Origin of the sequence: Streptomyces sp. NPDC057623 (genome assembly GCF_042800355.1) — a bacterium.
Lineage (GTDB): Bacteria > Actinomycetota > Actinomycetes > Streptomycetales > Streptomycetaceae > Streptomyces.
On record NZ_JBHVGZ010000057.1, the window covers coordinates 1 to 24980 of the forward strand.

Below are 24980 nucleotides of genomic sequence, written 5' to 3' on the forward strand. Positions count from 1 at the left end.
ACGTGCGCGACAGCTCGGCTGCCTGCGCGTCGGTCGGATGGAAGCGGTACTTGAACGCCCGCTTCACGCACGTCGTGGTCACGCTCACAAACTAGTGAGGCTCAGGCTTAGCATCAAACCCGCTGGTCAGAGCACCGCGATCCGCCCTGGCGGCGAATCGCGGCCCCTTGCCCTGCTCCGCAGGAGTCCGTTTCCTCCCCGGCCTGAAGGCCGGGGTATCCACGGAGGAATCCGATGAAGTCCCCGGGCAGACACACGGCACGCCGCAGGTGACGCCCGCGCGGAGCAGCCGTGGCCCTCGCACCCCCGGGGCGTTCCAGAGCACCGCCGGCAACACGGTCGCCTCCCAGATGGTCACGGTGTCCCGGATGATGACCGAGGACGAGTTCAAGCAGGGCACGGGGGGCACCGCACTGCGCGGCCGCTCCGAGATCACCAAGGTGGACCGGGCGCTCAAGGCGTTCTACGCGCTGCCGGACGCCAGACAGGGGGCCCGGCTGCTCGCCCTCAAGGACATCGTCAGGGCGTGCGGCGACTACGTGGCTCACAAGGGCGACGCGGGCTCGCGGGTCGGGGGCACCCAGCGGCTCGGCGAACAGGCCCAGGCGGCGCAGGGGCAGTTGGATCCCGAGGCGGTCTTCCGGGACCTGCTGACCGAGATCGACCAGGTGATGGACGAGGGGAGGAACCCGGACCTCGACCTGCGCATGCCGGCCGGTGAGGCCCAGAAGGCGGCCCAGGCCATCCCCGCGGACAGGTTCCACACGATGATGGGTGACTTCGTCCAGAAGCTGGGGGCGCTGCGCGAGGACGGGGCGCTGCCCGAGGAGACGCGCGCCGTCATCGGGGAGCTGATGGCCGTGGTGCCGCTGGTGACCGTGATGCAGTACCCGCGCGGCGGCATGGGCGGCATGAAGCTCGACCCGGCCGCCGCCGAGGGCGACCCGGCGTTCACGTTCAACGTCGACACCCAGGCCAGGGGCGGCACCTCCTTCCTGCTGGGGCACATCGCCCATGAGCTGACCCATGTCGCGGCCCATCAGGCGTTCGGCAGCAGCCCGGTGATGGAGCTGGTGCGGTCCGGGGCGACCGACGCGGAGGTCGCGGCGCTGGCGGCGGAGCGCAAGCAGGCGCTCGCCGATCTGAAGGCGGCCCTGGCCGGGAACGCCGAGTTCGACGACTTCCAGCAGAGCATGCTGGAGGAGAAGCTGGTCTACGGCGCCCAGCCGCAGAAGCTGGAGCAGTACGCGAGTTCCTTCGAGAAGGCGGGCAAGATCACCGCCGCGCAGAAGGAGCGGCTGGTCGGCTGGGGCAAGGCGGCCGGAAACGCCTCCGGCACCCTGGTCGAGTACGACACCGTGCTGAACCAGATGCTGATCTACCTGCACATGTGGCAGACCGGCCAGGACAACCCCTTCTACGTACGGCTGCGGGCGGCGGCCCAGGCGGCGTACGACCGCCGGAGCCGCGCCCGCCGCCCCGCGGGCGGATCGGAGGACCAGCCGGGTCAGTCGGGTCAGCCGTCATAGGACGGGTCCGGGTCTGGGCCGGGGTCGGGGCCCGGGCCGGGTCAGCCGCGCTGGAAGAACTCCACCTCCGCCAGGGCCAGTTGACGTCCCGGGGTCAGTCCCACGGGCTCGCGCAGGACCAGGCGTACCGTCTTCACGTCGCTGAGCGCGGTGTGGATCGTCTGCGGGCCCGGCTTGTCGCTGAGGGTGAGTTCCTTGTGCCGCTGCTCGCCGTCCTGCGTCGTCACCTCCAGGTCGATCCGCAGTGCGCGTGCCTGGCCGGTGTAGTCCTGCGGGTCCTTGGACGGGCCGTTGGTGATGATCAGGTCGACCAGCCGGAACGGCTTGCGGAAGGTGTACGTCACCGAGGCGCCCGGCGCGGGGGCGCCCCAGTAGCTGTTGCTCAGGCCGTCCGTGGTGTTCTTCGCCGGGTGCCGGGGCGATGCGGCGCTCGCCTCGATGTCCACCGGGGTGATGGTCTTGGCCTTGCCCAGCTTGTCCCGGGTGTCCTCGAACAGGGCGCGTCCGGCGGGGAACAGCAGGAGGGCGCCGGCGCACAGCGCCACCAGCACGGCCAGGATCACCAGGAACCGCACCGCCCGGCCCGAACTCGCCCGCACCCGGCGGCGGAACGGCCACACCGTCCGCCACCACGGCAGCGGTTCGGGCTTCGCGGCGGGGTTCAGCGCGGTCGCGCAGCGTCGGCAGAACCGGCGGCCGGGCGGGTTGGCGGTGCCGCAGGAGGGGCAGGGCGCGCCCGCCACTTCGTCGGGGGCCTCCGCGGGGCGCACGACCGGGCGGGGCGCCACCGGCTTCGCGGGGCGTACGGGCTGGATGGGGGCGGGAGCCGACGTGTCCCGGGTGGGGGCGGCCGGGGGCCGGGGGCCCGGCGAGTTCCCGGGGGCCGGAGCGGCCGGAGCGGGTGGGGAAGCCGGAGCGGGGTGGGGGGCGGGGGCCGTGGGCGCCCCGCCTGTGGCGGCGGGTTCGTCGGCGCGGGACGCCTCGCCGGTGGTCGGGCGGGAGGCGGGAGCGGAGGGCGCGGAGCCGGCACCGTCGGGGCCGGGCCGGGGTACGGGGCTCGGCGTCCCGTCTCGACCGGAACCGGCCCCGGAGCCTGCGCTGTCGCCGCCGCCGTCGTTGCTGTGTGAACCCGCGGCGGGCGGCGTGGTCCGCGGTGCGGCCGGGGGCTCGGCGGGTGGGCCCGGGGCCGGCGGCTCCGAGGGCGTGGGGCCGGGTGCGCCCGGGGCCGACGGCGCCGAGGACGTGCCGGGGGCTGCGGGCTCCGCGGGCGTACTCGACGGCGGTGGCTCCGACGGCGTACCCGAAGCCGCCGGACGGTCCGACCACCCCAGGTACGCCCCGCAGTTGCCGCAGAAGTCGTCCGTGGAGCCGTTGGACGCCCCGCACGCGGGACAGGCGCGCATGGCGTCACCTCCCTTCGTCGATGGGCGGGCCGGGCAGGACTTCCACCCGGCAGACGGTGTGCACCGGGCACATGGCCCTGACGACCTCGTGGACCCTGGCCGGGTCCGCCCAGGCCCCGTGGTCCGGCCACACCCGGACCAGGACCTCGGCCAAGGGCTCCGGCGGCAGGTCGGCGCCGGGAGTGCTCGACCACACCGCGCCACCGTCCCCGGTGACCTCGGCGTGCACGCCGAGCGCGAGCCGCAGCGCCTCGGCCAGGCCGCGCCGGGTACCGCGCCACCGGTGCAGCTCCACGGCGCGGGCGACCGCCTCGCGGCGCCGCTCCACCGGCCACTGCGGGTCGTCGGCTGCGCCCACCCAGGACGCCAGCCAGGTCAGGAAGTCGGCCGGGGCCACCCGGGGGTCGAGATAGGCGGGCAGGTTGTCGAGGGTCGCGAACACCGGGGCGAGGACGGTGTCCAGTCCGGCGGTGAAACGCTGCGCGAAGTCGTCGTCGGCGTACAGCGCGGGCAGTTGCCCACCGATCGGGTGCCGGCTCGGCAGACCGGGTATCGCGGCGCGGCTCATCCCCGCGCCTCCGGCTCCACGGCCGTGACGACCACCTGGTGCTGGTACGAGAAGACCAGCGCGCCCGCGGCCACGTCGACGCGGTCCGTCGGCGCGCCGCGCCGCCCGGTGATCGGGTCGGCCGGGAACAGCAGGATCTCCTCGATCAGCGCGTTGCCGGTGGCGCGTTGGAGGACGCCGAAGACGTCGCCGTACTGGACCGGTCGTCCGAAGGGCCAGCCGGTGCCGTCCGGGCCGCCGACCAGCGGGTTGAGGTGGCGGAACAGGGCGGCCAGGGCCGCGTCGCGGACGCGGTCGGTGTCGGCGGGGGCCGCCGCGAGCCTGGCGACCACGGTGACGCCCTGGTAGACCGGCGGCTCGACGACCAGACGGGTGCCGATCAGACGGCGTTCGTCGAGGCTCGTGGTGATCGTCCGCAGGACCTGGTCGGAGGGGATGAGCTGCTCGAAGCGGAGGCGGTCGTCTCCCTCGTCGGCCACCGCGTCCGGGACCACCAGCACCCGTACCGCGCCCGCTCCTTCGGCGGCGGGCAGGCAGCGGACCCGGCGCACCGAGGGCGCGGCCTGGCCGGCGATGATCTCGTAGTCCCCGGCGGTGACGGCGCGTTCCTGCATGCGCAAGGCGTCCGGCGCCCGCAGCCGGGCGTTGGCGAGGGTCTCGCCGGCGACGCCGCCGCCGGCCGACTCCCGGTTGACGACCCGTGCGACGTAGGGGACGGAGCTGCGCAGTACGGAGATCGCGCCGCGGGCCACGTTGCCCGCGGGGCCGCCGCCGGTGCGGTAGCGGGCCACCCGGATCTGGGCGCCCTTGGGCGGCACCGCGCCGCACTGGCGCAGGGTGCCGTCCGGTTCGCGCAGCGCCGGCGGGAAGGTGAACTCGCCGGTGGTGGCGTCGACCTGGACATGGCGGTCGGCCGGGCCGGAGCGGCCGAAGTGCTCGACCACGTCCCAGCGCTGCCAGCCCTCGGCCGAGGACACCTCCACCACGGGGGGCTCGCGGTCGAGGAGGACCGGCGGGCGGCCGAGCCGGAACGTCTGCCCGGCGACGCCCTCCGAGGTGCCGAGCGGCACGTCTCTCTCGCTCTCGGCGTGCTCGACGGTCATGGTGCCGCCCACGGTGAACACGGACGCCTCGCGCACCGTCGGGGACTCCGAGTAGAACGGCTGGCCCGGCTCCGCCTCGGTGACCCGGCAGCGCAGCCAGCCGGCCCGGGTCCCGCCGATCACCGACGCGGTGTGCCCGGCCGGTACGTACACGATGACCTCGCCGGGGCGGTTCAGGCCGCCGGTGGAGTCCTCGCCGGTCTCGCACACCTGCCAGCCGCCGCCGTCCCACGCCTCCCACACCAGCGGGGGCTGGCGCGGGTCGACGCCGATGCCCTCCACGCGGCTGTCCAGGTTCACCGCGACCACGCAGCGCGGCACCGCCGTCGGCAGGCCGAACAGCAGCGCGTCGCCGGGCCGGGGTGCCGCCTGGAAGGCGGGGATGTCGCGGCCCTCGGCGAGCTCACCGGTCCGGTCGGTCTGCTCACCGGCGCGGGACGCGGTCACCAGGCGGATCAACTCGCTGGGCACGATGCGCAGTTCGTCGGTGGTGGTGAACACCACGGCCTCGTCGGCCTCGCCGCCCGCGGTGGCCACCTCGGTGCCCGGGGTCAGTGTCACCGTGTCGGGCTGCGGCGCCGACAGCCAGAAGTCGACCTCGGCCACGGCCGCCGCCGGCGGGAACAGACGGATGCCGAGCAGGTCCAGGAAGGCCGTGTAGTTCTTGTCGGGGACCCGGTTCAGCCGGTACAGCAGCTGGTCCACGAGGTAGGCGAACGTCTCGATCAGGGTGACGCCCGGGTCGGAGACGTTGTGGTCGGTCCACTCCGGGGCCCGCTGCTGCACATACCGCTTCGCCTCGTCGACGAGCTGCTGGAAGCGCCGGTCGTCCAGGTTGGGGGAGGGCAGGGCCATCAGGCGGCGCCCCATTCCTCGGCCCCCTCCTCGGAGGGGATCGTGTAGAAGGGAAAGACCAGGTTGCGCCGGTCGTTGGTGGAACGCAGGGTGTAGTGCACGTCGATGTAGAGGGTGCCGTCCTCGATCGCGTCGAAGGCCACCACCACGTCGTCGACCGCGATGCGCGGCTCCCACCGCTCCAGGGCCTCGCGCACCTGCTGCGCGATCCGTCCGGCGGTGGCGCCGTCGCCGGGCGCGAAGACGTAGTCGTGGATGCCGCAGCCGAACTCGGGGCGCATGGGCCGCTCGCCGGGCGCGGTGCCGAGGACCAGGCGGATGGCCTCCTCGATCTCCCGCTCCCGTTCGACCATGCCGATCCCGCCGGTCGGCCCCACCCGCAGCGGGAACCCCCAGCCGCGGCCGATGAACCGGTCGCTCATCACACGCCCCCGATCAGGACGTTCGGGGCACCGCCCGAGATCATCGCGCCGCACGTGGTCTTGTCGCGCATCTTCGCGGCCGGCAGCCCGCCGATGAGGACCTGGCCCCGGGCGAGCGCGGCCGGGTCGGGCATGACCACGTTGCCCGGTCCCAGGGCCAGGTGCGGGGGCATCGCGCAGGTGTGCACACTGCCCGGGGGGCCGGGGAGGCCCGTGGTCACGGCCGCGGGGCGGCCGCCGATCAGCACGCGCAGCACCACCTGGGCGGCGGGACCGGTCGGCAGGGCGATCACGCCGCCGTGGTTGGTGGGGTCACCGGTACGGGCTGCAGCCGGCATGGCATCTCCTCGGGGAACGTCGGCTGGACAGAGGTCAGTTGATCCGGATGAGCTTGGCCTTGAGGATGCCGAGCAGGCCGCCGTCGACGGTGACGCCCGAGCTGCCGCTGACGTCCACGTTGCGGCCGCCGATCTTCACCCCGACCCGGCCCTGGATGTCCACGTTGCGGCCCGACACGCTCACGTTGCCCCGGCCCGCGTCCAGGGTGATGCCCTTCTTGTCGAGCAGGACGGAGCTGAGAGGCCGTACGCCCTTCCCGGAGTACACCGTCAGCTCGATCTGGCCCCGCCGTTGGTCGACGCGTACTTCGAGGCGCTCGTCCGCGCTCACGAGCCTGAGTCCGGACAGGCCCGGCGCCCGCGCGTCCAGCAGCTCCACCCGGTGCCCCGAACGCGACACGAGGGAACGCCGGTTGACCTTCCCGGTGGTCTTGTCGATCAGCGGGACCTTGTGCGGCGAGGGCTTGTCCACTCCGTTGTAGAGCCCGCCGATGACGTACGGGCTGTCCAGCAGGCCCTGTTCGAAGCCGACCAGGACCTCGTCGTTGACCTCGGGGCTGAACACGCCGCCACCGCCCTTGCCGCCCCACTGCACGCTGCGCACCCAGTCGGTGACGTAGGTGTCGTCCAGCCAGGGGAACTTCAGCCGTACGCCGCCGGACTCGGCGCCGCCCGCCTCGCGCACGTCGGTCACCACGCCGATCGCCAGACCGGGCATGCGGGGGCCGCGGCCGGGCGCGTTCGCACCGGTCACCAGGCCGGTCAGGGAGCGGTCCGGGCTGGCGCTGACCCACACCGTCGTCCGGTATCCGCCGTGCGGTTCGAGGACGTGCTGCACCGCCGTCGCCGTGTACTTCCCGGAGAACGCCTGCCCGACGTTGCCGAGCGCCACGGGCTTGCCCGCCCGCAGCTTGGGGTTGCCCTCGACCAGCGCCTCCAGCTCGCCGAACCCGGCGCTGACTTCGGCGGCCGTGGCGTCCGCGACCGCCTTCGTCTCGGCGTGGGTGCGGTACGGGGTGTCCGTGACGGTCAGCTTCGACGACTTGCCGAACCGGGCGGCGAACGCCGGGCTCAGTCCCGGCACCACCGTGTCGCTGTCCACCGACGGCTTGCGGGCCACCAGCGGCCGCTTGTTGGCGACGTCCCAGCCGCGCACCTCCACCTGCTGCGCGCCGTCCGCGGCCGACAGGGAGGCCCGCAGCGCCAGCAGGTTGCGCCCGTACTCCAGCACCATCGGGCTGCGGGTGGCCGGGGTCGACGGGGCGGGCGCGCCGGACGCCTTCTGCGGCTTGGTGAACTGGAGCAGCCCCTTGTCGTCGACCCGCACCTGCGCGCCGCTCTCCCCCGCCAGGAACTGCAGGAAGTCCCAGTCGGACACGTTCGCCTGCGACAGCTGCTGGTAGGTGACCGGCTCGGCCTCGACCTTCCCGCAGGCCAGCCCGGCCCCGGCGGCCACCTTGCGGACGATCGCGGCCGCCGTCATGTTCCGGTAGGCCACGACCTTGCGGCCCCGCTGGAGGCGGTGCGCCTTGGAGTAGGCGCGCACCACCGTGAACGAGCCCGTGCGGTCCCGGTCCAGCTCCAGGGCGGTCACCTCGCCGCTGAACAGCCGCTCGCGCGCCTGCCCGGAGACGGTCACCACCGACACCTTCAGCGGGGTGCCGATGGTGATGCCGGTCTTCTGGAGGAACTCGTGGTCGGGGTCGCGGAAGGTGAGGACGGCCGCGTCCGGCAGGCCCACGTTCTCGTCGACCACGCAGTTCACCAGCTGGGCGGCCCAGATCCGCGGGAGTTCGGCGGGCGTCTCGATGACGGGGTCGGCCGCGAACGACCGGCCGCCCCGCGCCTCGGATGTGCTCACTGGTCCTCCTCAGCGCCCGCGTCGCGCAGTCCCGGCACCACCAGTTCGGTGCCGGGTACGAGAGCCATCGGGTCGTCGATGTCGTTGGCCTCCGCGATGACCCGCCAGGCCGTCGGGTCGCCGTACTCCCGCCAGGCCAGCAGGGCCAGGCTGTCGCCCGCCACCACGGTGTGCGTGCTGCGGGCGGTGCGCGCGCCGGACGTCGGGTTCTGGCCCGCCGGGTCGACGCTCGCCTCCTCGATGGACAGCGCGCAGGTGGCCCGCAGCGGTTTGCCGTCCACGTCGAACAGCGTGTAGCTCACCGACAGGCTGGAGAGCACCCCGTCGAACGACGTCGTCCGCGCCGTGCCCCACTCGAACCGCACCCACGGGCTGGCCGGCTTCTTGCGGCCCAGGCTGGCCGGGGTCGGCACGCACCCCTTCATCAGCTTCTCCACCGCCAGCTCCACGGAGTTGTCGTGGGTGGCGGTGGCGTCCAGGAACACCTCCAGGCTGAGCGTGCGCGGGCCGCTGCCGACGAACTCCGGCAGCGCCGACTGCCCCGCCATCCGGGACGGGGTGCGCCGCCACTCGGTGCTCTTGCTCAGCTCCAGGGTGGAGGGGTTGAACTGGAGGTTCAGCCGCGCGATGGTCCCGCCGGGCTTGGCGCCCACGGAGGTGGGGGGCTCCTTCAGGGTCAGCTGGGCCCTGGCCCGGCTGGAGCGTGCTGGGGACACGGCGGGACCTCCTTTCCTGGGACGGCTGTCGAGGGCGGTGATCGAGGGCGGTATGCGTGCGGGCGGGTCAGGACGGGCGCAGGCCCTGGTGGGCGATCTCCAGGGTCTCCACCGCCGCCTGGGAGTCGGCGGGGTCGAAGGACGGACCCTGCCAGCGCACCGGGACGATCCCGGACACCTGCCAACTGATGATCGGCGTCAGGTCCGGTTTCAGCGCCACGATCTCGCCGTCCTTGGGCTCCACCCGCTTCAGCGTCTCGTCGAGCCAGCGGGCGATCTTCGCCGTGTCGGCGGTGACGGGCCGGGTGAGCGTGATGTTGGACCAGGTCACCCGGCTGGGCAGCTGCCAGGTGAAGCCGTTGTTGCCGCCCTCGGCGTACGTCTCCATCTCGACCTCGGCGCCCATGCCGGAGCACGTGTGGAAGGCGCCCAGGTCGTTGCCGCCGATCGCGAGCCGGAAGTACACGCTCGTCGCGAAGATGCTGTCGGTCATCGGTCCGTCACTCGCCAGTCAGTCGTTCGTCGTCCGGTCGGTCATCGTCCATGGCGCGCCCTCAGCGGCGTCCGTCGTAGGGGCGGCCGGTGCGTTCGCGACCGCGCCGCAACTCGGTGCGCAGCAGCCGCGCCACGGGGTCGATCAGGCGGCGCGCGAGGTCGTCGAGGTCGAGGCCGGGGTCGTCCTGGGCGCGCTCGGGACGGCGGCGTGCGGCTGCCCTGCCCGAGGTGGAGGTCGCGGCGGAGGTGGGGGCGGGGGGCGCGGACGACGATCGCTGACGGCCGCGCGCCGGTACCTCCTTGACCTGTACGCCCTTGAGCGGGTCGGCACCGGCAAAGGCGGCGGCGTCGCGCTGCACCGGGGTGGCCGGGCCCGCCGCGACCGTCCGCGGCCGGACCACGGGCACGGGTCCCACCGGTGCCGTGACGCCCGCCGGGCGGTCGGCGAGCGGCGGCGCCTGCGGGGCGGTCACCGGCAGGGGCTTCGCCGGTACGGCGGTGGCCGCGCCGGCGGTCACGGGGCGGGGCGGCGTGGGACGGACGACCGGGACGCGCTGGACCGGGGCCGGGGAGCCGGACGTTCGCCCGCCCGCTTCCTGGCCCGGTGTGCCCGGTGTGCCCCGCGTGCCCCGCGTGCCCTCCGCTCCGGAGTGCGCGGTCGCGGCTCGCTGGAGCCGCGGTGCGGCCGGGGCGGGCGCGGACGTGGGCGCGGACGTGGACGGGGCGGGCAGCGGGCGTGCGGGTGCCCCGGAACCGCCGGGGGAGGCGGCCGGGGAGACGGCCGACGGGCCGGCCCGGTGCGCGGGCGCCCCGCTCGGTGCGCCGGGCCAGCGCGCCGCCACCACGGGGCGGCTGCCGGAGCGGGCGGCGGTGGGCGGCGCCGCCCCTTCCGGGGTTCTGGTGCTCAGGGTGAGCGGGCGGGCGGCCAGCAGCGAGAGGGTGCGGGGAGCCGCCGCCGTGGCGGAGTGTGCCGCGGAGCCGGTCACGGTGAGGGGGCGCGGGTCCGCCACGGCGGTGGGCCGGGTGTCCGCGGTGCCTGGGGCCACGGCCCTGGCCACGACGACCGGGCCCGGAACGGCGGGGCGTCGGGGCGTTCGCCCGCCGGAGCGCGGGCCGTCCGCCCGGGAGCTGCCGGAGGTCGGCGCGTCGGCGCGCGATCCGCCCGAGCCGGGGCGTCGCGCCTCTCCTGCCGCTGCCGAGCCTCCCGCGCCGCCCGTGGCTACGGTGTTCGCCGTCTCCGGGCGGTCGGGGGCGTGGGCCGGGGAGGGCGTCACCAGCGGCGTGGCGGGCCCGTTTCCGTGCTCCATGGGAGTGCCCCCGGTGCCGGTGGAGTGCTCCGGGGGGCTGCGCCGGACGTTCGCCGTCCCCAGCAGCGGGGCGTCCGCTCCCGGAGCGCGCTGGACGTCCGGGCCGGGTCCCGTATGGGAGGCACGAGGAGCGGGGGACGCGGCGGAACCGGGCAGGGCGGCGCTCGCCGGCAGCTCGGGCAGCGGAGCGCCCAGGCCACCGCGCGCGCGGGCGCCCGAGCCGTCCGCGGCCGGGGTCCGGCGCGGGGCGTCGGCCGGGCCCGCGGATGCCGTTCCCTTGGTGGCGCTCGTGCCGCTGTCGTACGGCATCGATGTGTCGCCCTGGCGCTGGACGACGGGCAGGGTCGGACCGGGCGCGGACCCGGCGCCGGGCGCGGGGGCGTCGCGCCCCAACGGCGTTGCGGTGGACGGCAGTTCACTCAACGGGGCGCCGAGCGGAGCGCGACCGCGCGGGGGCGTGGCGGCGCGCTGTACGGGGGCGGTGGAGTCCGTGCTCGGGCCGGCCGGCGTGGTGGTGCCGGAGGCGTCGGGCGTGGGCGCCGGAGGGGCTGCGGAACGCACCGCGGTGACGCGGCGCACGGGTCCGGCCGGGCGTCGGGCGACGGTCAGGCGGGGCCCCGACGGGCTGGGCCGGACGGCTGCGGGGGGCCCGTCGGCGCCGGAAGTACGGGCGGGTTCCGGGTGCGGCCCGGTCGCCTGCGTAGCGGCGCGTCGGACTGCCGGGCCCGAAGGCGTACGGCCCCCGGAAGCGCCCCGAGTCGCGGACGTGCGCCCTGGGTTCGGTTCAGCAGCGGGTCGGGTCGCGGTCCCGTCCGCGGCCGCGGACGGCACGACCGCCACCCGTCGTACGAGCGGAGTCCTGGCGGCGACCGGCGGGCGGCCGGTGTCGGCGGGGGCCACGACCGGGCTGGTGCCCGGCTCGACGGCCCGTTGGACGGCGGCAGGTGACGCGGAGAGGACGGCGGGGGAATCCGTGGCCGTCAGGCCACGGGTCCGAGGAGCCGCGGCGCCCGAACCCGCCTTCCCCGCACGGGTGTCACCACCGGCGTCGCCGCCGGGAGGCCTTACGGCGGACGAACCCGAACGGGATCCCGTCGACCCTGACGTCCGCTCCCCCGGAACCGGCCGCCGGGCGATCGCCGGTGTCCCGTCGGCCCTCGCCCCGTCCGAGGCCACGGCTTCCGCACCGTCCGCCCCCTCCGGCCGCAGGGCCCTCAGCAGCAGCGGCCCCCCGGCGGTGTACGTGGCCCGCGGAGCCGCCGGGCGGGTGACGCCGCGCACCAGGCCGGCCGGAGCGGCGGGCAGCAGCGCGTGCCCGAGGCCGCTGTCGAACGACGGGTTCTGCCAGGCGGCCAGTCCCGCGCGGAAGGCGAGGCCGTCGCTGACGCCCAGCGGGGCGCGGGACACGGTGAGTTCCGGCGCGGCGGTGCGGCGCCAGCCCCCGTCCCAGTCGCCGGGCACGGAAGGGCCCGGAGCGTCGGGCGCGGCGGCACCCGCAGTGCCGGGCGCCTCCCGGTCCGGGGCCGCGGCAGACGGCGTCGCGGCCCGGCGGCGCAGCCTGTCCCGCCATCCCATGTGCTCAACCGCCTTCGTTCACGCGGGTGTTGATACGGGCGATCTCGGCCACCCACTGCTGCCGTTCGCCGTGGGTCAGGTCGAGGATCTCCTCGCGTTGCCAGTGGAAGTGATAGGCGATGTACGCGATCTCCTCCCGGAGCCGGGGAAGGGCGTACGTCACGATTCCCCCAGGCGCCCACCCGAGAGGTCGACCTCGAAGCCGCCCTCGCAGTGCGGGCAGGTCACCGCGGCGCGGGTGTGGCCCTCGCTGTTGACCCGGCGGTAGAAGTCCTGGAGGAAGGCGACGTCGGTGGCGTACATCCGCTCCACGACCCCGGCGTGCACATCGGTGACGGTGCCGATCCGGGTGATCACCTGGCTCAGCAGCACCACGCTCAGATACGCCGGGTTCTCCTTGACCCTGAGGTCGATCTGCGGACGCAGCTCGTCACGGGCGGTGGCCAGGCGCATCGCGCCGTGCCGGTGCACCGTGCCCGCCTCGTCCACGTAGCCGCGCGGCAGCTCGAACTCGAACTCGGTGCGCAGCCCGTTCTCCTCCCGGGGCGGCGCCGGAGCGGCGGGGGCGGGGGGTGCCGCCGTCTGCTCCGGCGCCGGGGCGGGCGCGGTGGCCTGGAGGATCTCCTCCAGGTTGCCCGCCGTCACGGTACGGCGCCTCATTCGACGATGATCTCTTCGAACACGATCGTCACGGACTCGGTGGCCGCGGCGGACTCGCCCGCCTTCAGGGAGGGGCCCTCCCACTTGGAGGCCCAGCCCTGCATCAGCTGGATACGGCGGACCGTGTTGCCCTCGGTGTCCTTGATCTCGATGGTGAGGTTCTGCCGCGCGGAGTTCACGGCCCCGTTGTTCAGGGTCTCCTTGATCCAGTTGGTGAACTCACTGCTCTGGTCGAGTCCCCGGGTGATCGTGATCTCACCGGCCTGCCGGGCGCCGGGCTGCTTGCGGATGATCTGCTTGCCCTCCGCGCTGACCTGGCGTACCTCGACGACCTCCTCCTCGACGGTCAGCCCGCTGATCTCCTGGATCGACTCGACCAGGTAGCCGCCGAGCTGCACGCCGAAGACATGGGTGGAAAGAGCATCGCCCGTTGCCATGACTGTGTGTCACCTTCCCTTGCGGAGCTGTTGTTTGTGCTGACCCGGGGTCACTCGTCGATGAGGCTGGTGCTGTCGGAGAACTGGGCCAGCCGGAACACCACGAACTCGGCGGGCTTGACCGGCGAGACGCCGATCTCGCAGATGACGCGGCCCTGGTCGATGGACTCCGGCGGGTTGTTGTCGCGGTCGCACTTGACGTAGAACGCCTCCTCGGCCGTACGGCCGAACAGCGCGCCCCGGCGCCACTCCTCGGTGAGGAACGCGGTGACGTTGCGCCGGATGCTGGACCACAGCCGGTCGTCGTTCGGCTCGAAGACCACCCACTGGGTGCCCAACAGGATGGACTCTTCGAGGTAGTTGAACAGGCGGCGCACGTTCAGGTAGCGCCAGGCCGGGTCGGAGGACAGGGTGCGGGCGCCCCAGATGCGGATGCCGCGGCCGGGGAAGGCCCGTACGCAGTTGACGCCGATCGGGTTGAGCAGGTCCTGCTCGCCCTTGCTGAGCCGCAGCTCCAGGTCGACCGCGCCGCGGATGACCTCGTTGGCCGGCGCCTTGTGCACACCGCGCTCGCCGTCGCTGCGCGCCCACACGCCGGCGATGTGGCCGCTCGGCGGGACGGTGGTGTTGCGTCCGGTGGCCGGGTCGAAGACGCGGACCCAGGGGTAGTAGAGGGTGGCGTACCGGGAGTCGTAGCCGGCCTCGTCGTTGCGCCAGGCGCGCACCTGCTGGGCGCCCAGGCCGGGCGGGGCGTCCAGGACGGCGACGCGGTCGCCCATCTGCTCGCAGTGCGAGATCACCGCGAGCTGCACGGTGCGTACGCCCTCGGCGTCGATGTCGCCGCGCTGGTAGGCGCTCATCAGGTCCGGCACGGCGACCATGGTGATCTCGTCGATGGTCTCCAGGCCGCCGAACCCGGTGCGGGCGGCGGCGTCGCCGACGTACTCCGCCGGGTTGAGGCGGGCCACCTCACCCGAGCCGCTCGGCGCGGGCGCGGCCGGGGCGTCGGGGACGGCCAGGGTCTGGGCGGCGGGCCTGGTCTGGGCGGCGCCCTGCTGCTCGGTGACCTGGATCAGCTTGGAGGCGCGGGCCTGGTTGACCAGGTATCCCTTGACGTTCTTGCGGGTGGAGGCATCGTAGGTCTCCACGACCTGCTCGCCCTGGCGGACCAGGACCTTGAAGCGGTCCTCCGGCGGGTTCTCGCCGTCCGCGTCGGCGACCTCGACCGACACGCCGGTGACGCCCTGCCTGGCGGCGACGAGGAAGCCGCCGAGGGCCACCGGCTCCGCCGCCCTGGGCGCGCGCCGGCCGCCGTCGGCCGACGGGGCGGAGGCGTCCTCGGCCCGGCCGCCGATCCGCACGATGTACGCGGCGCCGCCGCCGTTGGCGAAGTAGCCGTGGACCGAGAGGGGCAGGTAGGCGCCCTCGGTGAAGCCGCCGAACGTCTGGGTGTACTGGTCCCAGCTGGTGACCAGTGTCGGTGCGTGGAACGGCCCGCTCTCGGCGAACCCTACGAACGCGGCGACGGCGGTGCCGACCCCTTCGATCGGTCGGGCACCGGACTGCACCTCCTCCACGTACACGCCCGGGGTGAGGTACGTCGGCATACTCGCTCCTTCGCGTCCTACGGGTCAGTCACCTGTGTCCAGGTCGAGTCTGCGCGGGGGTCCGCGGGGGCGACAGGGACGCGGGGGCATGATCAGGGGCAGGACCGCTGCCTTTACGGACGCCCGAACGGGACCGTCCTGGCACTGCCCGGAGGGCAGCCGGGCCTTCCCTTTCGGGCAGCCGGACCGCCCCGCTTCGGTCCGCGCCGCCGTGGAAGGGACGCGGGCGGGGCTGAGACGGTCGCATGACAGCTTTGGTGCACCCATGCCCCGCCGCCGACGTTCCTGGACCAGGGAGGCCGTCCCTTGCGTGATTCCGCCGCTGACCGGGCTCGGCCACAGAGCACGACCGAGCCTTCCCGGCCGGTACCGCGCCGGGAGGCCGGGCCCGCCGGACCGGTGCCCCAGGCGCCGCCGAGCCCGCGGCAGGCAGCAGCGCTACAGCGGTCGCTGGGCAACGCGGCGGTGTCGCGGATCGTGCAGAGAGCACGGCAGCAGCAGGAGGAGACTCACGAACACGGCCCCGGCTGCGGGCACGGGGCCGCCCCCGTGCAGCGCTCCTCCCTGGTCCACGAGGTGCTGCGGCGTCCCGGGAAACCGATGGCCGAGGGGCTGCGGACGGAGATGGAGGCCCGCTTCGACGGTGCGGACTTCTCCGGCGTGCGGATGCACACCGGGCGGCTCGCCCGTGCCTCCACCGCCGAGGTGGGCGCCCGTGCGCTGACCTCCGGCCGGAATGTGGTCATCGGTGCCGGCGGCGGTGACAAGCACACCCTGGCCCATGAGTTGGGCCACTACCTGCAGCAGCAGGAAGGTCCGGTCGGCGGCACGGTCGACGAGCGGGGCCTCGCGGTCTCCGATCCCGGTGACCGCTGGGAGGTGGCGGCGGAGAAGCAGGCACGGCGGGTGATGAGCGGGCCGGCGCCCGTGCAGCGCGCGGCGGAGCCCGGTGCCGCGCGGCAGCGCTCGGCCCCCGCGCCGGGAGCGGTCGCGGTGCAGCGGACGCACTCCGGCGACATGGAGGAGGAGTACCTCGGCGACGACGAGTCCGACATCGCCGAGACCCTGGAGGACGGCGATGTCCTCCAGCAGCTCATCCAGGACGTACGGGCCTGCACCTGCGAGCCGCGGCTGCAGCAGGAGGGGCGCTCCACCAAGGACGCGGTGGTCAGGTACCCCCGCGACCAGAAGGGCGAGCGGACCGAACAGACCCTGCGGCACATCTCCATCCGGCTCTTCAACTGCATCCGCTATCTGCACGACGTCGCGATGCAGAACGCTCAGACCGCGCAGGGCGAGGCGCCCGCCGTGGACGCGGACGGCGACGCCGTCATGGCCGAGTCGTCGTCCGCACCCGCCGGCAAGGGCGCGAAGGGCAAGGGCAGGGCGAAGGCCGAGACGGCCGGGACCGCGAAGAAGAAGGCGGGCCCGCCCCGGGAGTCCGAGGTCCAGGGCATGCTGATCAACGGGCGGCTGGTGTTCGCGACCAACCGGAACCGTTCCGTCACGCTGTTGATGGAGTGGCTCCAGGCCCAGTCCGCGGGGCATCCGGACGGCGTACAGGGGCTGGACCTGACCCACCTGATGAACCGCGAGCCGTCGGAGAAGGAGCTGCGCACGGGCCGGCCGGGCAAGGAGGCGGACGACGTGGTCGCCGTCAACCGGCGTGCCAGGCTGAAGATCCAGCAGGTCTACCGGGGCCAGCGGGCCAGCGACACCGCCGAGGCGATGCAACGCAAGGGTCCTGTCTATCAGTTGCAGGCGCAGCCCGCGGGTGAGGCTGAGCTGGCCGAGCTGCGCGAGATGCTCACCTCGGACAAGTACAAGGGCGCGGTGATCCTGCTCAAGCACTCCACGGGGCCGAAGGAGAACCCGGACGGCAAGGAGTCGATGCACGCCGAGCAGAAGTTGATGCTCGCGCTGGACTCGGCCGGCCTGTCCGAGGCGGAGCGGGGCGAGAAGATCGTGGTCCGCGGTGTGAAGCGGCCCTGCAAGGCGTGCTGGGCGATGCTGGAGCACTACCGGCAGCGTGGCTTCCCGCTGGGCTTCAACGACGGGTTCGGCCCGTTCTTCCAGGAGTCGCCCGCCACCATCGGACAGCACCTGCCGCACGTGACCCAGCCGCCCGGCGGACAGGGCGAGGGCAACTGGATGTCCGAGCAGATCACCACGAAGGCCCAGACGCAGGGCACCCGCGTCTCCGCGTACTCGTCGGAACGCGCCCCCGCCGACGCGCAGACGGGCCCGGGCGGCGGGAAGCAGAAGCGGGTCACGGCCAAGGAGGTGACGACGCGGGACGGCAGGACCGCCTACACCCACGCCGAGCACGGCACCGGCGGCCATGAGACGCCCTCCGACTCCGATGTGGTCGAGGAGAGCGACGGCACGCTGACCAGTACGTTCGCCGACCTGGACCTGAGCGGCATCAAGGGCCTGGCGAGCGAGGCCTCCGACTCGGAGGCGGTGCGGCGCGGGGTCAAGCGGGGCCGGACGAAGAACATCAACGACAAGCAGCACGAGGCGCTGCGCAAGAGGCTGGACGACGCCATGGGGCCGGAGTTCAAACAGGTCCTGGAGGCGCGTAAGCAGAACAAGACCAACGCCGCGCTGAACTACCCGCAGCCCCTGTTGGAGGAGATCGTCAGGCTGCACGACGAGGAAGACGTGTCGACGTTCAGTATCGCCGGACATCTCGGCGTCGCCTCGAACCGCCTCACGGACACGGTGAACCGCCGCACCGCCGGTTTCAGGAACCAGCAGGCGGACGAGAGCGAGGCGGCCTCGTCGTCGGCGCCCAAGAAGGCGAAGGCGGCTACGCGGACCCTCGGAGGCCCGCTGGACGCGGCCGGCGAGCAACTGCTGCTCGGCGCCCTGACCCCCGCGTTCGCCGAGTGGCGGGACGCCGTGCGGGGCGGTGGCACCCCCGGAGCGCGTCCGAAGTTCGGACCGGCCCTGGAGGCCGTGTTCAGCCAGATGAAGGGCCGGTACTCGGCCAAGGCCATCGGCGTTTTCCTGGGGAACGTCCCGGAGAAGACCATCCGCAACAACTCGAAGTAGTCACGCCTTGTCGGCGTACGGGCTCTGGCGCGGAGGTGCGTACGGGTTGATCTGCCAAGGCCCGGGGCAGCGGGGTGCCGGTCTGGCTAGGCCGCGGCCAGCTCACACCACACATACTTCCCGCGGTTCCCCTCCCTCGTCAGCGGCTGCCACCCCCATAGATCGGCACACGCCCGCACCAACGCCAGCCCCCGCCCCTCCTCCGCCGCCCCGAGCACCTCCAGATCCCCCGGCGGCCGCGGTGGCTCGGGATCCGCGTCCCACGCCCCGATCCGCAGCACACCGGCCGCCCACCGGACCCGTAGCGCGGCGGGCCCCTTGGTATGCCGTACGGCATTGGCGACCAGCTCGGTCGCGAGCAGCTCGGCGGTGTCCATGAGGCCGATGAGGCCGTGCATGGTGAGGATCAGCCGGAGGGTGCGGCGGGAGACGGTGACGGCTCGGACGTCGTTCGGGATGTAGAGCGTGTACTCCCAGGGTTCCGTTTCGAGCACAGTGAACTCCATTTGAATAGTGGGGAGTTGAGGTTGAGCGGGCGGTGGCAGTGCCGCAGCCGTCGTGGCAGGACGGGGCGGTGCGCTTCCGGGGTCCCGGTGTTCCGCAGCGTGTGCGTCGCGTCACTGAAGGTAGACCTCAATTTATACGTCGTGCAAGCCGATCGCGTAATCTGACCCGGAACGAGTCGCGCCTGCAAGCGCGTTGAGCCGGGGAGCAGCACATGGCGGGGTTGAGGCCCGAACCAACAGCACGTCAGCTTCGCCTGGGCGTCGAACTACGAAGACTTCGTGACGCGGCAGGCCTCACAGGCCGAGAAGCGGCAGCTTCACTTGGAGTGAGCTCCTCCCAGATCAATCACATCGAGTCAGGCCTCACCGGTGTGAGCGAGGAACGTCTTCGCCGCCTCGCCGCCAATTACGCCTGCACCGATGAGGAACTGATCTCGGCGCTGGCAGCCATGGCGACAAGCCGGACCAAGGGTTGGTGGGAGGAGTTCCGAGGCGCACTGCCGACCCCCTTCCTCGACCTGGCCGAGTTGGAGCACCACGCCACGTTCCTGCAAGAGATCCAGTTCCTGCACATCCCCGGCCCGCTCCAGACAGAGGGCTACGCCCGCTCGATCTTCTCCGACCGAATTCCCGAACTACCCAGCAGTGAACTGGAGTTGCGGGTAAGCCACCGCATGCAGCGCAAGGCAATTCTCGAAGGCCCGGACCCCACACCGTACGAAGCGGTGATCCACGAGGCGGCGCTGCGTATCCGCATCGGCGACCGCGCCGCCTCCCGAACCCAGCTCGCTGCCCTTCTCGACGCCTCCGAAGCGGACCACATCACCGTGCGGGTCATCCCCTTCGACCTGGACGGCTTCGGCGGATCCTGGACAGCCATGATGCTGGCCGGCGGAGCCGTACCCAGACTGGACACCGCCGTTCGCGACGCGCCGCACTCCGCAGCGTTCATCGACTCCGAGGCCCAGCTGGGCGTTATTCGAACACTCTTCCGTAGAGTAGAAGCGGCGTCACTCGAACCCGAGCGGTCGCGCGACCTCATCCACAAGCTGGCCAACGAGCTGTGAGGCACCCCATGAACATCCCCAGCAATTGGCGGAAGTCGTCCTACTCCGGCGCCGGGGACGGCAACTCCTGCGTAGAAATTGCGCACTCCACCACCCACATAGCCATCCGCGACTCAAAGACCCCGGCCCGGGCAACCCTCACCTTCCCGGCCGGAGCCTTCACCCGCTTCATCGAGTCAGTGAAGTCCCCTCACGCCAACACAAGGCCGTAGGACGTCGGGCGCCTGATCCCTCGACTCCGCACGCGGTGCACCATGCGCGGATACCCACATCCGAGGGCCTTCTCGCTGAGGCCGGTGCCCCGTCGTAGAGGGGACTGGATGAGGGGGATGCGGGCATTGCCGAGCCAGGTCAGACGGCGTACTGCTCGTGCGGGATGGCGCGCTGCCACACCGCCTCGAACCCGGTGGCGACCATCTTCACCACGGCGGGGTCTTCGTTGAACTCGTGCCCGGCCCAGTCGCCGTCTCCGGTGAACCAGTGAAACATCACACGCTCGCCGTCGATCAGCCACAGGTCGTTCCCCGGAAGCGCGATGTCGGAGGCGAGGCGGCGGGGAAGCCAACGGACCTCCTCCCCCACCGCGATGTTGACGACCGTCCCGGCGTGTTCGAAGCGGATGTAGTCGGTGACCGGCTCGGAGACGATCCGCGCCCGCCGCATCTTCACACCCCTGCTGACGGTTTCGCGGACGAGGGGGACCCACCCGGACCAGCCGGGGGAGCCGGGGTCGAGATCGGGATGTACTCCGGTCTTGAGGAACGCGGCGAAGTCGGCGGCCTCGTCCTTGACGCCGTAGACGTCGCGCATCTCCAGATGGACGGCTGAACGGTTGGCTGAGCGCAGCAGTTCAGCAAAGTCCGGCACGTCGTTCTGCGACATCGCAAGCCCTTCTCAAGATCGGCACCATACGGGCCGGGATGCGGATGACCGTCTCGTGCGCGGGAATTCCCGTGTCGTGTCCGGCAACCCACTTCGTTCCACTGATCAGTGCCTCCAGCGCATCCTCGGCCCTGATGCCCTGGAGCACCAGGTCCGCTGTCTCCCCCTCGACCCAAACCGTCGGCGAGCCGCCGCCCTGCGTCTCCGGATCGATTCCGACGAACTCTAGATTCACGGTCCCCTCCGCTGCCAACTCGGTTGCAGGTTGTTGCGTCTTGACGAGGTCCAGGTCGCCGGCGCGCGGCAGCCGGTCGCCCAGGCAGCGCTCCCACAGGGCCAGGCGCCGGCCGGAGCCGGGCACCAGGAAGTCGGCCACCACGGTCGCGGCGTCGGGTGAACGCCTCGTCCAGGTTGGCCCGCAGGTTGGTGGTCAGCACCGCGATCCCGTCGAACGACTCCATGCGCTGGAGCAGATACGCCGACTCGATGTCGGTGTGCCGGTCGTGCGCATCCTTTCTGCCCGCGCACTGCCCGCACGGACCTGGACGCCCCGTTCGCCCGCGCGGTCGACTTGCCGGTCGTAGCAGGGGTGCGTTCGAGGGACGCAGCAGGGTTCGGTGACGAGGAGGCAGCGGGTGCAGACGTCCAGGCCCCGCACGGAGCGGACCGAGACCCGGCAGCCGGTGCGCGACCGGGCCGCCGCCCGACGGGAGACATCCGCCAGCGACGCGGGCAACGCCGAGGTGACCGCGATGATCGCCCGCCGCGCCCGCCCCGCACCCGCCGTGGAGCAGCCGGATCCCTGAGTGCACGAGGTGCTGCGCGCGGCCGGCACACCCCTCGCCGCGCCCATCCGCCAGGGGGAAGCGGCCGTCTGCGCCTGGAAGACCGCGTCGGCGGTGTCACACGGGGTGCGCCGAGACCTCCGCGCGGACGATCAGTGTCCCGATGTGGCCGGGCTTCGGGGCGGCGAGCACGCGCGCCTCGACCGAGGCGAAACCGGCCCGGGTCAGCAGGCGCTCCCAGACCGTGGGGCGGTAGCTGTAGCGGTAGGTGAACATGGCCTTGCCTGCGAAGCCGCCCTTGTACATACCCTGCGGGCCGTACGCGCCCGGGATCGCCGGGGGCTGGGAGAACACGAACACACCGCCCGGGTTCAGCCGTGCCTGCACGAGCGGGAAGAGACGGCCAGGGTCGGCGAACCAGGCCGCACCGAAGACCGAGTAGACGGCGTCGTAGGTGTCCTCGCAGGCGGCCAGCCACTCCAGGACCTCCCCGCAAGCGAAGGCGGCGCCGGTCTCGCCCCACCGTTCGGTGCTCCTCTTCACCATGACCGGGGAGAGGTCGACGCCATGCGCGGTGATGCCGCGCTGGGCGAGGCAGGCGAGGGCACGACCGGTGCCGCAGCCGATCTCCAGCACGCTGCGTGGATCGCCGAGCAGTTCGGGGCCGGGACCGTGCCCGGTGTACTGCGTCCAGTGGAACACCGGCTCGGCGTCGTCCTTGAAGGCGGACTCGGCGTAGGCGTCCCACAGTGCGGTCTCGGCGGGGATGTCGTGCGGTACGGGCACGGTACGCGTTCCTCTGCGAGGGAAGGGCGGCGCTGCCCTCACGTGGGTTGAGGACAGGCCCAGCGTAGGGCGGCTCAGTGGCTGTCGGGGACCTTGTTGTCGCACGGCGAGCAGTCCGTGCCGTCGATGGCCCACAGTTCCTCGTCGATGGCGAAGCCGATGGACTTGAGGAAGTCCGCGGTACGCAGGCACAGGCCGTCGCGGCGGCGCTCGACGAACGGCGCGTGGTGCTTGTAGCGGCCCTCGTTGTAGGCGTCGCAGAGGGCCCACCACACTGGCGTGTCGAGGATGAGCTGGTGCACGCCGACGTCGACGAGCTTGCCGACGCCCAGGTGCACTTCGGGATGCTCCATACAGCCGATGGTGTACATGACGGCGTTGCCGAGGACGCGTTCGGCCATGTCGCGGACCATGGTGTGGTCGCGCAGCAGCAGGGCGACCTCTCGGTCCCACAGGCTCATACCACTGTCGAGGACGTTCACGGTCAGGTGCCTGATGTGCGGCTGGACGGTGTTGAGGAGTTCCTTCGGATCCCTGGTGCGGGTGCTGGAAGAGGTGTCGAGCAGGACGGTCATGGACGTTCCCTTTCTGGGAGGTGTCGTGCCGTGCTGGTGGGCTTCGGGGCGGCCGCAGGCTGTCGGCGGTTGTCAGCGTGGTGGGGGCAGCCGCAACGGCGGACGAGCCAGATGCCGACGGCGTGGGGCAGCGGAATGTCCTTGGTCCGGCGTCACTGGCGGTGCAGGTGCCTATAGCCGGGCCGAACGGTGAGCGCGCACTCGGCTGACAGGAGGAGGCTCTCGGTGTGGGGCGCAGTCATCCGATTCGTCCCGCCCGGTTCAGCTCGGTCACCCGTGCACGGAGTACCTCGGTGTCCGTGGCGTGTCGGACTTCGCTGGGGTCCGCATCCCACGCGCGTCCACCGCCGGGGGGCCGGAGCTGGAGGTGGGGGCCCTCGGTCCCCATGACGTAGCCGATGCTGTTTGTTTTCGTGTCGACGACCAGGGCGCCGTGCGCCGCTGACGTTTGTGGGGAGACATCCCGCGGTTCCGTCGTAGCCATGAACTGGAGGCTAGAGAGGCACGGTTGACACACGCTACGTGATGTTCTCAAATGTTCTTGCTGTCTGGCTGAATGTTCTTATGTGGTCTCACGCGATGGGGTGCACTTTGTAGTACGGGACATCAGGCCTGGTGATGCTTGAGTCACACGACCCCGTGCAATGAGGGAGACAGCCATGGCGCGACGACTTCGCTTCAACGGCACAGACAGCAAGAACGGAAACTGCCCTGCCGTGCACGAAGACCTGGACACAGGTGAGATCGTCGTACAGGGGACACCGCTCGCCGACCCCCAAGACCTCGCCCGGCTACAGCACTTCGGACCGGGAGACGCAGCAGTGGTCGTCCCGCGCGAACTACTGGTCAACCATGGCCCCAAGGAGGTCACTCGCGTGCCCAAGTCGATTGGCCTGGATGAGTTCAGGCGGCTCTTCGAGACCTTCGAACACTCGGCATGGCATCTGGAGACACGAGGCGGTTACGCGTCGGACCGAGAGGACCCTTCTTACACGGCGTTCGTCGAGTCCGGCACAACCATCATGGATCTCGACAGCGAGTGGTGCATGAACATCCGCCACCAGACGTCAGGGGGCAAGTACGTCGGCCGTGTCCGCGTTGTCGACGACCCGCCGACCACAGGACAACTCTTCCTGCTCGACTATGCGAAGTGCAATGCCGCCACGGGTGAGGATGCGCGCAACCTGTGGCGGGAGGAGGCAGAACGGCTGCACCTGCCTGCCGAGGATTTCTGGATCTTCGACAGTCGCCTGGTCGCTGTGCTCCACTTCGACGAAGCCGACAACCTGCTCGATGTCGAGGTGATCACAGAGCCCGTAGAGGTCCTGCGGTACTGCCAGGTACGCGACGCGGCGGTGCATCACGCCATCCCATACGACCAGTTCGCGGGGCAGTTGGCCGCGAACAGCCAGTGAGCGGAACCGGTGAGCACAGACTTTCAGCAGGCGAGGGAAGCTCTTGGAGCCCGTCTCCGTGAACTGCGGCTTTCGGCCCCTGGAGGTCGGCTCACCGGTCCGCAACTCGCTCAGCGGCTCAGCTGGCCACATTCCAAGATCTACAAGCTGGAGAACGGCCGGCAGACCGCGACGACCGAAGACCTGCGGGCCTGGGCGGATGGTGTCGATCAGCCCCGCGCCTTCGATGAACTGGACGCGCGGCTCAAGGGCTTCGAGTCTCACATCCGCTCGTGGCGCCGCCAACTAGCCGCAGGACACCGGCCGGTACAGGACAGCTGGAACGTGGAGGTCGCCCGGTCGGCGGTCATCTACGCATGGGAAGAGGCCGTCGTCCCAGGCATGTTGCAGACGGCCGGCTACGCACGGCACATATTCCTGCGCTATGCGGAACTCCAGAGCTCGGTGCGTGATACCGATGCCGCGGTCCGCGCGCGGATGAAACGCCAAGAATGGCTGTATCAGCCGGGCAGGAAGATCCACGCGCTTGTCTGGGAGGCCGCGCTTCACGCACTTGTTTGCCCGCCCTCCGTCCTCGCCGCCCAACTCGACCGCCTGGCAGGCACCATCGGGATGGACACCGTGGAACTCGGGATCATCCCCCTCGGGGCATCACTCAAGATCCCCACCGCAAACGGCTTCTGCGTCCTGGACGACAGGCTTGTGATCACTGAGGACTGGCATGCGGAGCTGTGGCTGGATGACGCGGACAGCATCGCCAACTACATGCGGGTATGGGGGACGCTCCAGGAGTCCGCGGCATACGGGGCCGACGCCCACAACGTGATCAACGGAGCTCGGCGCGCGCTGAACCAACGCTGACGCCCCCTGTCGTCTACGCGTCCTCTGCGGCGGCGGACTTCTCAGGTCGCTCGGCGACAAACGAGCCGAGGCCGGGCTCGGTGCAATGAGTCCTTCCTTGCGAAGTCCCTGGTGCACCTTCTGTGCGGTTGCCGCTGCGTCTGAACCAGTGGCTCGTCACGCAGCCTCGG

26 protein-coding genes and 1 pseudogene are annotated in these 24980 nt (G+C 72.0%); 7 read left to right on the forward strand and 20 right to left on the reverse strand.

What is annotated here, in order from left to right; genetic code table 11:
* Window positions 1-88: helix-turn-helix domain-containing protein (locus ACFU95_RS37895; RefSeq protein ID WP_383838115.1), on the reverse strand; the 88-nt coding region annotated here is incomplete at its 3' end.
* A 280-nt stretch (window positions 89-368) separates the two neighbouring features.
* On the opposite strand from ACFU95_RS37895, the gene ACFU95_RS37900 reads away from it, so the two are divergent.
* A complete protein-coding gene (locus ACFU95_RS37900; RefSeq protein WP_383837963.1) occupies window positions 369-1529 on the forward strand; it encodes a hypothetical protein in 1161 nt (386 codons plus the stop codon).
* A gap of 41 nt (window positions 1530-1570) precedes the next feature.
* On the opposite strand, the gene ACFU95_RS37905 is transcribed toward ACFU95_RS37900, so the two are convergent.
* From ACFU95_RS37905 to ACFU95_RS37965, 13 genes are all read right to left on the reverse strand, one after another.
* Entirely contained in the window at window positions 1571-2932 is a 1362-nt protein-coding gene (locus ACFU95_RS37905) for an NADase-type glycan-binding domain-containing protein (protein ID WP_383837967.1), read from the reverse strand.
* 4 nt (window positions 2933-2936) lie between these two features.
* Entirely contained in the window at window positions 2937-3500 is a 564-nt protein-coding gene (locus ACFU95_RS37910; protein ID WP_383837970.1) for a phage tail protein, read from the reverse strand.
* On the reverse strand, window positions 3497-5458 hold the full coding sequence (locus ACFU95_RS37915; RefSeq protein WP_383838118.1) for a putative baseplate assembly protein: 1962 nt from the start codon (window positions 5456-5458) through the stop codon (window positions 3497-3499). Before ACFU95_RS37915 ends, ACFU95_RS37910 begins: the two co-directional genes overlap by 4 nt.
* Complete coding sequence (locus ACFU95_RS37920; protein WP_383837972.1) at window positions 5458-5880, reverse strand: GPW/gp25 family protein; 423 nt, start codon at window positions 5878-5880, stop codon at window positions 5458-5460. The genes ACFU95_RS37915 and ACFU95_RS37920 overlap by 1 nt, the downstream gene beginning before the upstream one ends.
* Window positions 5880-6218 (reverse strand): PAAR domain-containing protein, encoded by a 339-nt coding sequence (locus ACFU95_RS37925; protein WP_383837975.1) that lies wholly within the window; start codon window positions 6216-6218, stop codon window positions 5880-5882. Before ACFU95_RS37925 ends, ACFU95_RS37920 begins: the two co-directional genes overlap by 1 nt.
* 34 nt (window positions 6219-6252) lie before the next feature.
* Window positions 6253-8079 carry a VgrG-related protein gene (locus ACFU95_RS37930; RefSeq protein WP_383837978.1) on the reverse strand — a complete coding sequence of 609 codons (1827 nt, stop codon included), beginning with the start codon at window positions 8077-8079 and terminating at the stop codon, window positions 6253-6255.
* Window positions 8076-8795: a LysM peptidoglycan-binding domain-containing protein gene (locus ACFU95_RS37935; protein WP_383837981.1), complete on the reverse strand. Its 720-nt coding sequence runs from the start codon at window positions 8793-8795 to the stop codon at window positions 8076-8078. Before ACFU95_RS37935 ends, ACFU95_RS37930 begins: the two co-directional genes overlap by 4 nt.
* A gap of 67 nt (window positions 8796-8862) precedes the next feature.
* Window positions 8863-9288: a phage tail protein gene (locus ACFU95_RS37940; RefSeq protein WP_383837984.1), complete on the reverse strand. Its 426-nt coding sequence runs from the start codon at window positions 9286-9288 to the stop codon at window positions 8863-8865.
* 61 nt (window positions 9289-9349) lie between these two features.
* Window positions 9350-12172: a hypothetical protein gene (locus tag ACFU95_RS37945; RefSeq protein ID WP_383837987.1), complete on the reverse strand. Its 2823-nt coding sequence runs from the start codon at window positions 12170-12172 to the stop codon at window positions 9350-9352.
* A gap of 4 nt (window positions 12173-12176) precedes the next feature.
* Window positions 12177-12335: a DUF6760 family protein gene (locus ACFU95_RS37950; RefSeq protein WP_164992666.1), complete on the reverse strand. Its 159-nt coding sequence runs from the start codon at window positions 12333-12335 to the stop codon at window positions 12177-12179.
* A complete protein-coding gene (locus ACFU95_RS37955; protein WP_383837990.1) occupies window positions 12332-12832 on the reverse strand; it encodes a hypothetical protein in 501 nt (166 codons plus the stop codon). The genes ACFU95_RS37950 and ACFU95_RS37955 overlap by 4 nt, the downstream gene beginning before the upstream one ends.
* Complete coding sequence (locus ACFU95_RS37960; protein ID WP_215185200.1) at window positions 12829-13269, reverse strand: phage tail protein; 441 nt, start codon at window positions 13267-13269, stop codon at window positions 12829-12831. Before ACFU95_RS37960 ends, ACFU95_RS37955 begins: the two co-directional genes overlap by 4 nt.
* Window positions 13270-13319: 50 nt before the next feature.
* Window positions 13320-14876 carry a phage tail sheath family protein gene (locus ACFU95_RS37965; RefSeq protein WP_383837994.1) on the reverse strand — a complete coding sequence of 519 codons (1557 nt, stop codon included), beginning with the start codon at window positions 14874-14876 and terminating at the stop codon, window positions 13320-13322.
* 477 nt (window positions 14877-15353) lie between these two features.
* On the opposite strand from ACFU95_RS37965, the gene ACFU95_RS37970 reads away from it, so the two are divergent.
* Entirely contained in the window at window positions 15354-17933 is a 2580-nt protein-coding gene (locus ACFU95_RS37970; RefSeq protein ID WP_383837997.1) for a DUF4157 domain-containing protein, read from the forward strand.
* A gap of 86 nt (window positions 17934-18019) precedes the next feature.
* Here ACFU95_RS37970 and ACFU95_RS37975 read toward each other — a convergent pair whose 3' ends face one another.
* On the reverse strand, window positions 18020-18439 hold the full coding sequence (locus ACFU95_RS37975; RefSeq protein ID WP_383838000.1) for an ATP-binding protein: 420 nt from the start codon (window positions 18437-18439) through the stop codon (window positions 18020-18022).
* Window positions 18440-18651: 212 nt separating this feature from the next.
* Between ACFU95_RS37975 and ACFU95_RS37980 the strand changes: the two genes are divergently transcribed.
* Window positions 18652-19506, forward strand: coding sequence for a helix-turn-helix domain-containing protein (locus ACFU95_RS37980; RefSeq protein WP_383838003.1), 855 nt, complete (start codon window positions 18652-18654; stop codon window positions 19504-19506).
* 8 nt (window positions 19507-19514) lie between these two features.
* Entirely contained in the window at window positions 19515-19718 is a 204-nt protein-coding gene (locus ACFU95_RS37985; RefSeq protein WP_383838006.1) for a DUF397 domain-containing protein, read from the forward strand.
* A 139-nt stretch (window positions 19719-19857) separates the two neighbouring features.
* Here the strand turns inward: ACFU95_RS37985 and ACFU95_RS37990 are convergent, their stop codons facing one another.
* The 3 genes and pseudogenes from ACFU95_RS37990 to ACFU95_RS38000 all read right to left on the reverse strand — a co-directional run.
* Complete coding sequence (locus ACFU95_RS37990) at window positions 19858-20388, reverse strand: DUF6879 family protein (protein WP_383838009.1); 531 nt, start codon at window positions 20386-20388, stop codon at window positions 19858-19860.
* Window positions 20357-20623, reverse strand: coding sequence for a hypothetical protein (locus ACFU95_RS37995; RefSeq protein WP_383838121.1), 267 nt, complete (start codon window positions 20621-20623; stop codon window positions 20357-20359). Before ACFU95_RS37995 ends, ACFU95_RS37990 begins: the two co-directional genes overlap by 32 nt.
* A gap of 45 nt (window positions 20624-20668) precedes the next feature.
* Window positions 20669-20903: pseudogene (locus tag ACFU95_RS38000) on the reverse strand (ATP-binding protein); the annotation flags it as partial.
* A 120-nt stretch (window positions 20904-21023) separates the two neighbouring features.
* Here ACFU95_RS38000 and ACFU95_RS38005 point away from each other — a divergent pair.
* Complete coding sequence (locus ACFU95_RS38005; RefSeq protein ID WP_383838132.1) at window positions 21024-21194, forward strand: hypothetical protein; 171 nt, start codon at window positions 21024-21026, stop codon at window positions 21192-21194.
* Window positions 21195-21290: 96 nt separating this feature from the next.
* Here ACFU95_RS38005 and ACFU95_RS38010 read toward each other — a convergent pair whose 3' ends face one another.
* Window positions 21291-21959, reverse strand: a complete 669-nt coding sequence (locus ACFU95_RS38010; RefSeq protein WP_383838012.1) for a class I SAM-dependent DNA methyltransferase — start codon at window positions 21957-21959, stop codon at window positions 21291-21293.
* A gap of 74 nt (window positions 21960-22033) precedes the next feature.
* Window positions 22034-22534, reverse strand: a complete 501-nt coding sequence (locus tag ACFU95_RS38015; RefSeq protein ID WP_383838015.1) for a hypothetical protein — start codon at window positions 22532-22534, stop codon at window positions 22034-22036.
* A 659-nt stretch (window positions 22535-23193) separates the two neighbouring features.
* On the opposite strand from ACFU95_RS38015, the gene ACFU95_RS38020 reads away from it, so the two are divergent.
* Together ACFU95_RS38020 and ACFU95_RS38025 are read left to right on the forward strand one after the other, a co-directional pair.
* Window positions 23194-23949 (forward strand): DUF6879 family protein, encoded by a 756-nt coding sequence (locus ACFU95_RS38020; protein ID WP_383838018.1) that lies wholly within the window; start codon window positions 23194-23196, stop codon window positions 23947-23949.
* Between the two features lie 9 nt (window positions 23950-23958).
* Window positions 23959-24810, forward strand: coding sequence for a helix-turn-helix domain-containing protein (locus ACFU95_RS38025; protein WP_383838021.1), 852 nt, complete (start codon window positions 23959-23961; stop codon window positions 24808-24810).
* Window positions 24811-24980: the final 170 nt, after the last annotated feature.